The following is a 12,116-nucleotide window of genomic DNA, read 5'->3' on the forward strand; positions in this document are numbered from 1 at the left end:
TATCTGGATGTCGTGCGGTTGGGTCGTGCGGGTTCCGGGAAAAAGGTGCTGGTCGAGGCGGCCTCCCGTGCGGCGCGGCCGCCCCGATCAGCAGGTGCTGCTTTCGGCGACTAGTACCGGTCGACTGCCGGCGGGGTCGGGGTCTCGAGCACGGTACCGGCGGTCGCTTCCCAGGCTTCGGCCCACGTGCCATCCTCGTACGCCTCATCGAGCACATCGTTGATGAAGGTGCGGAACTCGGTGTCGTCCTTCTTCACGCCGATGCCGTAGGGCTCCTTGGTGAAGGGGTTGTCGACAACCTCGAACTCACCGGCGTTCTGGTCGGCGAGGCCGGCCAGGATAACGTTGTCCGTGGTCACGGCGACAACCTCGCCGCTGCGGAGCGGGCCCAAGCAGTTGGAGTAGGTGTCGGTCGCGATCACGTTGTCGGTGTACGCGGCGATGTTCTTCTCCGACGTCGAGCCGCTTACGGTGCAGACGGGCTTGCCGGCGAGGTCTTCCGGGCCGGTGATCTTGTCGGGGTTGCCGGCGAGCACAAGCAGGTCCTGGCCGGCCTGGTAGTACGGTCCGGCGAAGTCGACGACCTCCTTGCGGGTGTCGTTGATCGTGTAGGTCGCGACGACAAGGTCAACCTGGCCGTTCTGGAGGAAGGGCTCGCGGTTGGCCGAGACGGTCTCGGTCCACTTGATCTTGTCGGCGGAGATGCCGAGTTTTGCGGCGATGAGCTTGCCGATCTCGACGTCGAAGCCGACCGGGTTGTTGTCCGGGCCCTTGAGGCCGAACAGCGGCTGGTCGAACTTGGTGCCGATGGTGATCGCCCCGGCCTCGTTCAACGCGGCCATGGAGGTGCCGGCTTCGAACTCAACCGTTTCCTCGACCGGTGCGGCCTCGGGCGTCTGGGCGGAATCGGTACATCCGCTCAACGTGAGAACGCTCGCGAGGGCAATGGCCGAAATCATTAGACCTTTAGTGAGTCTCATGGGTATCTCCTGATTGCTGTGTCGTCCTGCACACCGGTTAGTGGGCAAGTATTTTGGAGAGGAAGTCCTTCGCTCTCGAGCTCTGGGGGTTGGTGAAGAACTGTTCGGGCGTGGTCTCCTCGACGATCTCGCCCTCGGCCATGAAGATGACCCGGTCGGCGGCGCGGCGGGCGAAGCCCATCTCATGCGTGACGACGATCATGGTCATGCCGTCGTTGGCCAGGTTGATCATGACCTCGAGCACCTCGTTGATCATCTCGGGGTCGAGCGCACTGGTGGGCTCGTCGAGCAGGATGACCTTCGGGTCCATGGCGAGGGCCCGTGCGATCGCGACCCGCTGCTGCTGTCCACCGGAGAGCTGGGCGGGCATCTTCTTGGCCTGGTTGGCCACGCCGACGCGCTCGAGGAGGACCATGGCCTTTTTCTCGGCCTCGGCCTTCGACAGGCCGCGCACCTTGATCGGTCCGAGGGTGACGTTCTCGAGGACGGTCTTGTGGGCAAAGAGGTTGAACGCCTGGAACACCATTCCGACGTCCGCGCGCAGCTTGGCCAGCGCCTTGCCCTCGGCCGGCAGCTTGACGCCGTCGATCGTGATGACGCCCGCGTCGATGGTCTCAAGCCGGTTGATGGCCCGGCAGAGGGTGGACTTGCCGGAGCCACTCGGCCCGATCACCACCACGACCTCGCCGCGGTTGACCACGGCGTTGATCTTCTTCAGCACGTGAAGGTCACCGTAGTGCTTGTCCACGTCGCTGATCACGACGAGAGGCTCACCGCGCAACACCGTGATGTTGGACGTCGCCGGCGCAGATTCTGTAGGCTCCATGTCCCAAATCTAGGCTAGAACAGGGTTTCTCAGAACCACCAAGCCGGTGGTTACCGAGCTGTGATAATCAGCTGCGCTGAGCAAACGCGCTTTCATACAGGCAAACACTGGCGGCCGTCGCCAGGTTCATCGATTCGGCGTGACCGTAGATGGGAACAGAAATGGACCGGTCGACCACGGCGAGATCTTCGTCGGTCAGTCCGCGGGCTTCGTTGCCGAACAGCCACGCCGTCGGAGCGACCAGAAGCCCCTCGGTGCGGGCAGCGAGCAAATCGGTGCCCTTGACGTCGGCGGCGAAGATCTGCAGGCCGGCGAACCGGGCCCGTTCGCGCACGTCCGAGAGCGTCGCGCTGACGGCGACGGGGAGGTGGAAGATCGAGCCGGTCGAGGAGCGCACGACCTTCGGGTTGTACAGGTCCACGCTGCGGCCGGTGAGGATCACGGCGTCGGCGCCGGCGGCATCCGCGGCACGGATGATGGTGCCGGCGTTTCCGGGGTCGCGCACCTCTTCGAGGATGGCGATGAGCTTGGGCTCGTTGGCGAAGATGTCCTTGACCGAGGTGGGAAACTGACGGCACACCGCGATGAAACCCTGCGGCGTGACCGTGTCGGCCATCGTTTCGAGCACCTGCTCGGTGACGAATTCGAGCTCGGCGCCCACCTCTTGGGCGACCTGGGCGATCTCGGGGTGCCGCTCGAGGGCGGTGGGGGTCACGAAGAGCTCCACAACAAGGTCGGGCCGGAAGTTGAGGGCCTCGGAGACCGACTGGGGTCCTTCCAGGAGGAACAGCCCCGCCTCGGAGCGAGCGGCTCGATTCGCCAGTTTCGCGACAGCCCGCACGCGCGGAGAACGGGGATTATCTAGCATGCCTCCAGCTTACTTGCCGGGGCGGGGCGGCTGTGTTCCCGCTCGGGGCACACGCGGTGACCCGGCGAACCGGCCCCGGGCACGCAAAACGGGAGCGGGCGCGGGGCCCGCTCCCGTGGAGAGTGCGTGATAGTGCTGGTGCCGGCTGACAGCTACGCGGCGACCCGGGGTGCCGACGTGTCGGCGGGCAGTGCTGCCTTGGCGCTCTCGACGATGGCCGCGAACGTGGCGGGCTCGTTGACGGCCAGCTCGGCCAGGATGCGACGGTCGACCTGAATGCCGGCCAGGGCGAGACCCTGGATCAGACGGTTGTAGGTCAGGCCGTTCGCGCGGGACGCAGCGTTGATCCGCTGGATCCATAGGCGACGGAAGTCACCCTTGCGTGCACGACGGTCACGGTAGCTATAGGTAAAGGAGTGAGTGAGCTGCTCCTTGGCCTTGGTGACCAGACGCGAGCGCTGACCGCGGTAACCCTTGGCGCGCTCGAGAATAACGCGACGGCTCTTATGGGCGTTTACGGCCCTCTTGACTCTTGCCATTTTCTTAGTTCCTTACGGGGTACGGGTCTAGCGACCGAGAAGCTTCTTGATGACCTTGGTGTCGGCCTTGGCCAGCACCTGGTCGTGGTTCAGGCGGGACTTGCGCTGGGTGCTCTTGACCTCGAGGTTGTGGCGCAGGCCGGCCTGCTGCTTCATGATCTTGCCGGAACCGGTGACCTTGAAGCGTTTCTTCGTCCCGGAGTGGGTCTTCATCTTAGGCATCTTTTTCCTCCAGTTTCGCTGCCTTATCAGCAACTTTGTCAGCCTTGTCGGCAACCTTTTCTGCCCGATCGGCAGCCTTGTGTGCGTTGATCTCGGCCTTGGCTTCCGCTTTGTTCTTCAGCGGGCCAACGACCATGACCATGTTTCGACCGTCAATGGTCGGGCTCGATTCCACGGAACCAAACTCGGCGACATCCTCGGCAAATTTTTGGAGCAGACGTACGCCCTGGTCGGGACGGGACTGTTCGCGGCCACGGAACAGAATCATGGCCTTGACCTTGTCACCGGCCTTCAGGAAGCCCTCGGCGCGCTTGCGCTTGGTCTCGTAGTCGTGCTTATCAATCTTGAGACGGAAACGAACCTCTTTCAGGATCGTGTTCGCCTGGTTGCGCCGGGCCTCCTTGGCCTTCTGCGCAGCCTCGTACTTGAACTTGCCGTAGTCCATGATCTTGGCAACGGGCGGCTTCGAGGTCGGTGCAACCTCGACGAGGTCAAGATCGGCCTCCTGTGCAAGGCGCAGCGCAACATCGATGGCCACGACCCCTACCTGCTCGCCGTTAGGACCAACGAGACGGACTTCGGGGACGCGGATACGGTCATTTGTACGGGGATCGCTGATGCGTCTCTCCTCTTCTCATGCATCGTGGCTACAGCCAGGAGACGGATGTCGCCCGGAGACGAAGAGAGGAAAAACGCGTCTGGATAGTCGGAGAAAACTGCCCGAATATCACAGACGACACCCTGTCTACCCACGTGGACCGGATTCCTGTTGGAGTCCAGCGCCGCGAAGGCGGAGTGCAACTACCCGGTAACCTTTATGAAGCGGTATGCGCGGGTGGGAGATTATCCACTTTCGTACCGAGACTTGCATCTCGGAGCCCGGTCGAGTCTAACAGAGGAATGCAGTGACCAACAGCAACGAGCAGGATGCAGCCCAGGCAACACGCGATATCGCCGACGTGCCGGCCGTGGAGATCATCACGACGGCATCCGTTCACCTGATGAGCGCCGCCGCGGTCAAGGTGGGCCTGGCCGACGACCCGGAGAACCAGACCGACCTTGACGAGGCGCGCAAGCTGATCACGGCCCTCGCCGGCCTGATCACCGCCGCGGCCCCCGACATCGCCGACATGCACGCGCGCAGCCTGCGCGACGGTCTGCGATCGCTGCAGCTGGCGTTCCGGGAGGCCTCGGCCATCCCCGACGCGATCGGCCAGGGTCCGGGCGAAAAGTTTACCGGGCCGGTCAACTAGGGACGAACAGCCGGCTCGGATGGGTCGCGGTGCGGCTCCCTGAAGTGACCTAGCACCGTGGAAAACCCCGTCGACTCCGGCGGGGGTTTCTGCGGTCGAATTGGTTCGGGCCAGAGCCGCTACGGGGCCACGAGCTCAGGTCTGGCAGCGCGGGCACCAGTAGGTGACCCGCAATTCGAGCTCGGTGCGGCCGAGCCGGCCCTGCTCGACCGCGGTACCGCAGCGCCGGCAGGGCTGGCCGGCGCGGCCGTAGACCCAGCTCTGCATGCCGCGCCGGGCATTGCCGGTCGTGATCCGCTCGGTGCGGTCACGGTTCGCCAGGATCAGGCGGCGGGCGAGAGCGACGAGGCCCAGGACATCCGTCACCTCGGCCACCGGCCGGGACGGCAGCAGGCCGCGAAGGAAACCCAGCTCGTTCACGTAAACGTTGCCGAGCCCGGCGAGGTTGCCCTGGTCGGCGAGCGCCACCGCGATGGGTTGCGCGGGACGTGATTCGAGGCGACGCACGGCTTCGGCCGCATCCCAGTCGGGGCCGAGGAGGTCAGGTCCGAGGTAGTCGAGGAGCGCGGCCTCCTGATTGAGCGGCACCACCTCGAGCAGCCCGAGTTCGAAGCCCACAGCCACCCACTCCACCGTCTCGAGAACGATGCGCGCCTGGAACGCGGGGCGGCGCCAGGCGCTCCCATGACGGTAGAGGTGCCACGACCCCTCCATTTTCAGGTGAGAGTGGATGCTGGCCTCCCCCACGCGCATCAGCAGGTGCTTCCCGCGGCTGAGAACCTCGTGCACGGTCTGCCCGGTCAGGTCGACGGTGGCGAACGCCGGCACCCGCACGTCGCAGCGGGTGAGCCGGGCTCCGTGCAGGGCCTGGTCAAGGTTCCACGCGGTGCGGTAGACGGTGTCACCCTCAGGCATGCAGCTTCACTCCCCGCGGGGTGACACCGAATCCGGCCGCGAGCAGGGCGGTGCCCACCGCTGTTCCGATCACGAACACGCCGTTGACGGTCTCCACGCCGAGCTTCGGAACCCGCCCGGCGGTGACCGTGCCGGCAAGGGTCGCGGCGGCGAGGGTCAGGACCGCAGTCGGTCCGCCATTTTCGACGGCGGGTTCACGGTTCCCGTCGGCACCGTTCCCGTCGGCACCATTCCCAGCCGCTCCGTTCCCGGCCACTCCGTTCCCGGCCGCTCCGTCGAACGCGAGCACGGTCTTGCCGCCGCGTTCGACGTAGAGCACCAAGGCCCCGTCGACGAGCACGACCAGCGCGCCGGCCTTCCGTCCGGGGCGGTGCCCGGTGCCCTCGGGCAGCGGAGGCCAGGGCAGCACCGAGCCGTAGGGGTTCGCCGGGTCGGTGGCGGCGAGGGTGATCGCCACCGGTTCCGGATGCTGTGCCTCGGCGACGTAGGAGCGCAGCCGGTCGATCGTGCCGACCGTGGCGAACTGGGCGGCCCCGAGACCCTCGATGAAGTAGCCGCGCCGGCACCGCCCCATCTCCTCGAAGCCGCTGAGGGTGCGGTAGACGAGGGCGAAGCCGCCCGTCACGCCCTCCCCCATCACCGCGCCCCGGGTGACGACGCCGTAGCGTTCGAGCAGGGTCTCGCCGAGGGCGTGCGCCCGACGGGTGGGCGAGTCATCGGCGACCGGAACGATCGACCAGCGCCCGGATACGGTAGGTGGCCCGGTGCGGGACGGGAGGGTGCTACGCGCGGGGATGCGGCCGCCGTGCAGCCGGGCTCGCGGGGCGGCCCGGCGGGTGCTGTGCGCCGCGCGCCCGCCGGAGAGCAGGGCGCGTACGGGGGCGAAGGTGTCGTTGCCCACCAGTCCCGCCCAGACCAGGTCCCAGAGGGCGGCGGCGAGGCCGGCGTCGTCCTGGCTGCCGACGGCATCCGCGAGTTGACGGAAGAAGAAGGCCCCGCCGCCGGCCAGGGTGGTCAGAATCTCCTGCTGGAGCGCAGTGGTCTCCAGCGGGGTGGGCAGCGGCAGGGTGAGCGGCGCCGTGTCGCGCAGGTGCAGGCTGATCCAGCCGTCGTTGCCGGCCAGCGTGCCGGCGCCGGCCCAGAGCACCTCGCCCGTATTGGTGAGCTCGTCGAGCATGCCCGGCCGGTAGTCTGCGACGCGGGAAGGCAGCACAAGCGTCTCCCAGGCGGATGCCGGGATGCGCGCCCCCTCCAACTGTTCGATCACGGATGCGACCCCGTCGATCCCGCGCAGGCGCCCGCCCACATGCTGCCAGGCCGGCAGGAACCGGCCCATTGTGACCTGGTCGACCGGCTCGACCTCGTGCCGGAGCGCGGCCAGGGAGCGGCGGCGGAGGCGCCTCAGCACCTCGGCGTCGCACCACTCGCTGCCGGTGCCGTGCGGCCGGAACTCGCCCTCGAGGAGGCGGCGGGCCCCGGCCAGCCGCCGGAGGGCGACGAGCGCCACGGCCGGACCGAGCCCGAAGCGCGCGGCCACGTCGGTGAGAGTGAACGGGCCGTGGGTGCGGGCGTACCGGCTGACCAGGTCGCCGAGCGGGTCCGGCACCGGCTCGGTGAACACGGCCGGGACCCCCTGCGGCAGGGGGACGCCGAGGGCGTCGCGAAGCCGGGCGGCGTCTTCGATGGCCGCCCACCACTGCTGCCCGGCGAAACCGACCGGGATGATGCGCCGGGCGTCGAAAAGCACCTGCAGGCCCTCGGCGGCGCCCGGTGACACGGCGGGGTCGAGGCGGGCGGCCACCTCCGCGGTGGTGAGCGGTCCGAGGCCGCGGAGCAGGTCGGCGATGCCCTCGACTCCGCGCGCCTTCCGGTCGGCCGGCAGCCGCTGCAGTTCCAGGTCGGTCTGCTCGATCACGGCCGGGTCGAGCAGCTCGCGCAGCTCCACCCGACCGAGCAACTCGGCCAGCAAGCTGGAATCGAGCGAGAGGGCGGTGGCGCGCCGCTCGGCGAGCGGGGAATCTCCCTCGTACATGAACGCGGCCACGTAGCCGAAGAGGAGGGTGCTCGCGAACGGGCTCGCGGCATCCGTCTGGGTCTCGACCAGGCGCAGGGCGCGACTGTCGATGCGGCGGGTGAGGGCCAAGAGGGCGGGCAGGTCGTAGACGTCCTGCAGGCACTCGCGCACGGTTTCGAGGATGATCGGGAAGGTCGGGAAGGTGCGGGCCACGTCGAGCAGCTGCGCGGCCTTCTGGCGCTGCTGCCAGAGCGGCGACCGCCGGCCCGGGTTGTAGCGCGGGAGCAGCAGTGCCCGCGCGGCGCACTCGCGGAACCGGGCGGCGAACAGGGCCGACCCGCCGACTTCGTCGGTGACCATCTGTTCGAGCTCGGTCGGGTCGAAGACGAAGAGGGAGCTTCCGGGTGGGTCGGACTCGGTGTCGGGGATGCGCACGACGATGCCGTCGTCACTGGCCACGCAGGCCCCGTCGAGCCCGTAGCGCTCCCGCACCCGGGCGCCCACGGCGAGGGCCCAGGGCGCGTGCACCTGCAGGCCGAACGGGGAGTGCAGCACCACCCGCCAGTCGCCGAGCTCGTCTCGGAACCGCTCGACGAGGAGGGTGCGATCGGTCGGGACCTGACCGGTCGCGGCGCGCTGCTCGGCGAGGAAGGCCAGGAGGTTGTCAACGGCCCGCTCGTCGAGGCCGCCGGCCCGGCAGCGCACCCGGGCCTCCGCGTCGGGGAGCGCCGAGACCTCGCGCAGGAACGCGCCGATCGCCTCACCGAGCTCGGCAGGCCGGCCGAGGCCGTCGCCCTTCCAGAACGGCAGCCGCCCCGGTTCACCGAAGGCGGGCAGCACGAGCACCCGGTCGTGGGTGATCTCCTGGATACGCCAGCTCGTCGTACCGAGGGCGAAGACGTCGCCGACCCGGGACTCGTAGACCATCTCCTCGTCGAGCTCCCCCACCCGGCGGCCGGTGGCCTGGTCGCCGCCGACCATGAAGACGCCGAACAGGCCGCGGTCGGGGATCGTGCCGCCGCTGGTCACCGCGAGCCGTTGCGCGCCCGGGCGCCCGGTGAGGATGCCCGTCTCCCGGTCCCAGACGATGCGGGGGCGCAGCTCGGCGAACTGGTCGGAGGGATACCGGCCGGCAAGCAGGTCGAGGGTGGCCTCGTAGGCCGACCGCGGGAGGGTGTGGAAGGGGGCGCTGCGGCGCACGGTGTCGAACCACTCCTCCGCGTGGATGGGTTCGAGGGCGGTCGCCGCCACGGTCTGCTGGGCGAGGATGTCGAGTGGGTTGGACGGCACCTGCAGGGATTCGATCAGGCCGGCGGCCATGCGCTCGGCGGCGACGGCCGCATGGATGAGATCGGCCCGGTGTTTGGGGAAGATCACGCCCCGGGAGACCTCGCCCACCTGGTGCCCGGCCCGGCCGATTCGCTGCAGCCCGCTGGCCACGGACGGCGGCGACTCCACCTGCACGACCAGGTCGACGGCGCCCATGTCGATGCCGAGTTCGAGGCTGGACGTCGCCACCACGCAGCGCAGCCGCCCGGCTTTCAGGTCGTCTTCGATCAGTGCGCGCTGCTCCTTGCTGACGGAGCCGTGGTGGGCGCGGGCAAGCAGCGGCTCGGCCCCGGCGCTCTGGCCGCTGGCGCCCATGAGCGCGGCCGGCGGGCCGGGTGCCGCAGTGCGGACGGGCACGAGGGCAGGCATCCGCTCGGTCATCACGGCCGGCATCGCGGCGGGCACGAGCTCGTCCTCGAGGCGTTGGGCGTAGATCTCGTTGAAGCGCGCGGTCAGCCGTTCGGCCAGACGGCGGGAGTTGGCGAACACGATCGAGGAGGTGTGCGCCAGCACCTCGTCGACGATTGCCTCTTCCACATGCGGCCAGATGGACCCGGTCTGTGGGGCGGCGGCGGCCGTCGAACCCTCCCGCACCGGTACCGTGCCGACCTGGCTCATGTCGTCGACGGGAACGACCACGCTGAGGTCGAATCGTTTGGTCGACACCGGTGCGACGATCTCCACCGGTGCGGACCCTCCGAGGAACCGGGCGACCTCGGCGGCCGGTCGCACGGTAGCCGACAGTCCGATGCGCTGGGCCGGGCGGGCGAGCAGGTCGTCGAGCCGTTCCAGTGAGACGGCCAGGTGCGCGCCGCGCTTGCTCGCCGCGACCGCGTGCACCTCGTCGATGATGACCGTGTCCACGGCGCGCAACGATTCCCGCGCCGCCGAGGTGAGCATGAGGAACAGCGATTCTGGCGTGGTGATCAGGATGTCCGGCGGCGTTTTGACCAGGCTTCGGCGTTCCGTGGCCGGGGTATCCCCCGACCGCACGCCGACGGTCACCCGGGGCGGGGCGAACCCGAGGCGCTCGGCAGCCTGGACGATGCCCACCAGCGGGGCCCGCAGATTGCGTTCCACGTCGACGCCGAGCGCCTTGAGCGGCGAGATGTAGAGCACGCGGGTTCCCGGCGCGGTGACCCGGTCAGGACGCGCCGAGGCTTCCGAGACATCTGCGGCCTCTGCAGTATCCGCGGCCAGGCGGTCGATGGCCCAGAGGAACGCGGCGAGGGTCTTACCTGACCCGGTGGGGGCCACCACCAGCGCGTGCGAGCCCCGAGAGATGGCGTCCCACGCCCCGAGCTGGGCCTCGGTGGGTGCGGCGAAGGCCTGCGCGAACCAGGCGCGGGTGGCCGGGGTGAATCGGTGCAGAACCTCGTTCATACGACTATCCTCGTCGATCCGCCTGAGCCGGGCCACTCGAACCAATTCGACGGAGATTCTGAGCTAAAACGGGCTTTCCCGGACATCCAGGACCGATTTTGCCACAATCTCCGTCGAATTCGTCCGTGGCGGGGGCGGGGGCGGGGGCGGAACGCGGAGCGCGGAGCCCGGGGCCCGGAGCCCGGAACCCGGGGCCCGGGGCCCGGGGCCCGGAACCGCCGACGATGATAGAGGCCGCCTAGGCGGAGGGCAGCAGCTGCACGGTGAGGGAGTCCACCTGGGTGGCGATGACGTCGCTCGATGACCAGCGAGCCGCGAGCCGGGCGAGGGTCGCGTCGAGCTCGATGCGGGTCAGGCCGTCCACGAGCTCGAGACGCACAATTAGTTCCGGTCCGGCGAGGCGGGCGGCCGGGTCGCCGGGGGCCAGCTCAACCCCGAGCACACTCAGTTCGGTGGCCACGGAGTCGGCAAAGGCATCCGCGACGTCGCGACTGGCATAGCTGGGGGTCCAGGGCAGGGACTGGGCGATGGCCCACAGGGCCGGGCGCCGCACCACGAACTCGGTGGGCGCGGTCGGATCGAGCACGACCAGATCGGTGTTCTCCTGAGCCGCGGCCAGCGCGACGCGCACGCCGTCGGCCGGGACCGGCCGGGCCTGCGTGTTCCACGCCGTCATCGCCGCGACCGAGGAGAACACGGGAAGCACCGTGCGGCCGTCAGGCCCGGCCACGGTGATGATCGACAGTTCCTGGGTCTTGTCGACGCGGAGGCCAACTTCGGTAGGCCCCGATTGGCCGAGTTCGGTCACCAGGGGAACGAGCAGCCGTGAGCCACGGATGGCGTCGACCACCGTCTCTTCGCCGGCCTCCCGAGCCTGGAAGCGGCGCACGGCCGCCAGCAGCGGCTCGGGCGCGAGCCCGTCGTCGTCGCTGTGCATGTTGGGCTCAAACTGTCGTCCCTCCCACGGTTGCCCGGCGGAGTCGCCCCCTCCGGGTCCGCCGGGAAGGCCGGTGGAGCCGAGGTTACGCGCCCGCGACATCCAGCGCCTCGCCCAGGGTGAACGCCCCCGCGTAGAGGGCTTTTCCGACGATCGCGCCCTCGAGTCCGAGCGGTACAAGTTCGCGCAATGCGCGGAGGTCGTCGAGGCTGGAGATGCCGCCGGAGGCGACGACCGGTCGGTCAGTGCGCTCCATCATCTGGCGGAGCAGGTCGATGTTGGGGCCTTGCAACGTGCCGTCCTTGGTCACATCGGTGACGACGTAGCGCTTGCAGCCAGCCTCCTCGAGACGGGCGAGCACCTCCCAGAGGTCCCCTCCCTCCCTGGTCCAGCCGCGGGCGGCGAGGGTGGTTCCGCGCACGTCGAGCCCGACGGCGACGGCGTCACCGTGCCGGGCGATGACCTGCGCCGCCCACTCCGGGTTCTCCAGTGCCGCGGTGCCCAGGTTGATCCGGCTGACGCCCGCGTTCAGGGCCGCGTCCAGCGACGCGTCGTCGCGGATCCCGCCGGAGAGCTCGATCTTCACGCCCGTGACCTCGCGGATCACAGTGCGGATGACATCCGTGTTGTTGCCGCGACCGAAGGCCGCGTCGAGGTCGACGAGGTGGATCCACTCGGCGCCCTGGCGGGCCCAGTCAAGTGCCGCGTCGACGGGGTCGCCATAGTTGGTCTCGGTGCCGGCTTCGCCCTGGGTCAAGCGAACGGCCTTGCCGTCGGCCACATCCACGGCGGGCAGCAGAACAAGACGGAGGGAAGGGGTATTCACAGTCATGGGTGTCCTCGGTTGGGA

Annotated in this window: 11 protein-coding genes; 1 reads left to right on the forward strand and 10 read right to left on the reverse strand. The window is 68.9% G+C overall.

From position 1 onward, the window contains the following. Positions 1–110: 110 nt before the first annotated feature. The 6 genes from CXY82_RS05880 to infC form a co-directional block, all read right to left on the reverse strand. Entirely contained in the window at positions 111–980 is an 870-nt protein-coding gene (locus CXY82_RS05880) for a glutamate ABC transporter substrate-binding protein (protein WP_104170094.1), read from the reverse strand. A 37-nt stretch (positions 981–1,017) separates the two neighbouring features. Further along, positions 1,018–1,806: an amino acid ABC transporter ATP-binding protein gene (locus tag CXY82_RS05885; RefSeq protein ID WP_104101236.1), complete on the reverse strand. Its 789-nt coding sequence runs from the start codon at positions 1,804–1,806 to the stop codon at positions 1,018–1,020. Positions 1,807–1,873: 67 nt separating this feature from the next. After that, positions 1,874–2,674: an RNA methyltransferase gene (locus CXY82_RS05890; RefSeq protein ID WP_104170095.1), complete on the reverse strand. Its 801-nt coding sequence runs from the start codon at positions 2,672–2,674 to the stop codon at positions 1,874–1,876. A 152-nt stretch (positions 2,675–2,826) separates the two neighbouring features. Beyond that, a complete protein-coding gene (gene rplT, locus CXY82_RS05895) occupies positions 2,827–3,213 on the reverse strand; it encodes a 50S ribosomal protein L20 (protein WP_104101231.1) in 387 nt (128 codons plus the stop codon). A gap of 27 nt (positions 3,214–3,240) precedes the next feature. Continuing rightward, the gene (rpmI, locus tag CXY82_RS05900) at positions 3,241–3,435 is read right to left on the reverse strand and encodes a 50S ribosomal protein L35 (protein ID WP_104101228.1); all 195 of its coding nucleotides are present in this window, start codon (positions 3,433–3,435) and stop codon (positions 3,241–3,243) included. Continuing rightward, complete coding sequence (infC, locus tag CXY82_RS05905) at positions 3,428–4,054, reverse strand: translation initiation factor IF-3 (RefSeq protein WP_104101226.1); 627 nt, start codon at positions 4,052–4,054, stop codon at positions 3,428–3,430. The genes rpmI and infC overlap by 8 nt, the downstream gene beginning before the upstream one ends. A gap of 286 nt (positions 4,055–4,340) precedes the next feature. On the opposite strand from infC, the gene CXY82_RS05910 reads away from it, so the two are divergent. After that, the gene (locus CXY82_RS05910; protein WP_104101224.1) at positions 4,341–4,688 is read left to right on the forward strand and encodes a DUF1844 domain-containing protein; all 348 of its coding nucleotides are present in this window, start codon (positions 4,341–4,343) and stop codon (positions 4,686–4,688) included. A 135-nt stretch (positions 4,689–4,823) separates the two neighbouring features. On the opposite strand, the gene CXY82_RS05915 is transcribed toward CXY82_RS05910, so the two are convergent. The 4 genes from CXY82_RS05915 to priA all read right to left on the reverse strand — a co-directional run bounded on the left by CXY82_RS05915 (position 4,824) and on the right by priA (position 12,098). After that, on the reverse strand, positions 4,824–5,603 hold the full coding sequence (locus tag CXY82_RS05915; protein ID WP_104101222.1) for a DNA-formamidopyrimidine glycosylase family protein: 780 nt from the start codon (positions 5,601–5,603) through the stop codon (positions 4,824–4,826). Further along, positions 5,596–10,329, reverse strand: coding sequence for an ATP-dependent helicase (locus CXY82_RS05920; RefSeq protein WP_104170096.1), 4,734 nt, complete (start codon positions 10,327–10,329; stop codon positions 5,596–5,598). Before CXY82_RS05920 ends, CXY82_RS05915 begins: the two co-directional genes overlap by 8 nt. A 238-nt stretch (positions 10,330–10,567) precedes the next feature. Next, entirely contained in the window at positions 10,568–11,368 is an 801-nt protein-coding gene (locus CXY82_RS05925) for an SseB family protein (protein ID WP_104170097.1), read from the reverse strand. After that, complete coding sequence (priA, locus tag CXY82_RS05930; RefSeq protein ID WP_104170098.1) at positions 11,352–12,098, reverse strand: bifunctional 1-(5-phosphoribosyl)-5-((5-phosphoribosylamino)methylideneamino)imidazole-4-carboxamide isomerase/phosphoribosylanthranilate isomerase PriA; 747 nt, start codon at positions 12,096–12,098, stop codon at positions 11,352–11,354. The genes CXY82_RS05925 and priA overlap by 17 nt, the downstream gene beginning before the upstream one ends. Positions 12,099–12,116 lie beyond the last annotated feature (18 nt).

Origin of the sequence: Cryobacterium sp. M23 (assembly GCF_002929655.1) — a bacterium.
Taxonomy (GTDB): domain Bacteria; phylum Actinomycetota; class Actinomycetes; order Actinomycetales; family Microbacteriaceae; genus Cryobacterium; species Cryobacterium sandaracinum.

Coding starts and splice junctions, on each gene's coding strand:
- CXY82_RS05880 (WP_104170094.1), bottom strand. CDS start 980: ATGAGACTCACTAAAGGTCTAATGATTTCGGCCATTGCCCTCGCGAGC.
- CXY82_RS05885 (WP_104101236.1), bottom strand. CDS start 1,806: ATGGAGCCTACAGAATCTGCGCCGGCGACGTCCAACATCACGGTGTTG.
- CXY82_RS05890 (WP_104170095.1), bottom strand. CDS start 2,674: ATGCTAGATAATCCCCGTTCTCCGCGCGTGCGGGCTGTCGCGAAACTG.
- rplT (WP_104101231.1), bottom strand. CDS start 3,213: ATGGCAAGAGTCAAGAGGGCCGTAAACGCCCATAAGAGCCGTCGCGTT.
- rpmI (WP_104101228.1), bottom strand. CDS start 3,435: ATGCCTAAGATGAAGACCCACTCCGGGACGAAGAAACGCTTCAAGGTC.
- CXY82_RS05915 (WP_104101222.1), bottom strand. CDS start 5,603: ATGCCTGAGGGTGACACCGTCTACCGCACCGCGTGGAACCTTGACCAG.
- CXY82_RS05920 (WP_104170096.1), bottom strand. CDS start 10,329: ATGAACGAGGTTCTGCACCGATTCACCCCGGCCACCCGCGCCTGGTTC.
- CXY82_RS05925 (WP_104170097.1), bottom strand. CDS start 11,368: ATGTCGCGGGCGCGTAACCTCGGCTCCACCGGCCTTCCCGGCGGACCC.
- priA (WP_104170098.1), bottom strand. CDS start 12,098: ATGACTGTGAATACCCCTTCCCTCCGTCTTGTTCTGCTGCCCGCCGTG.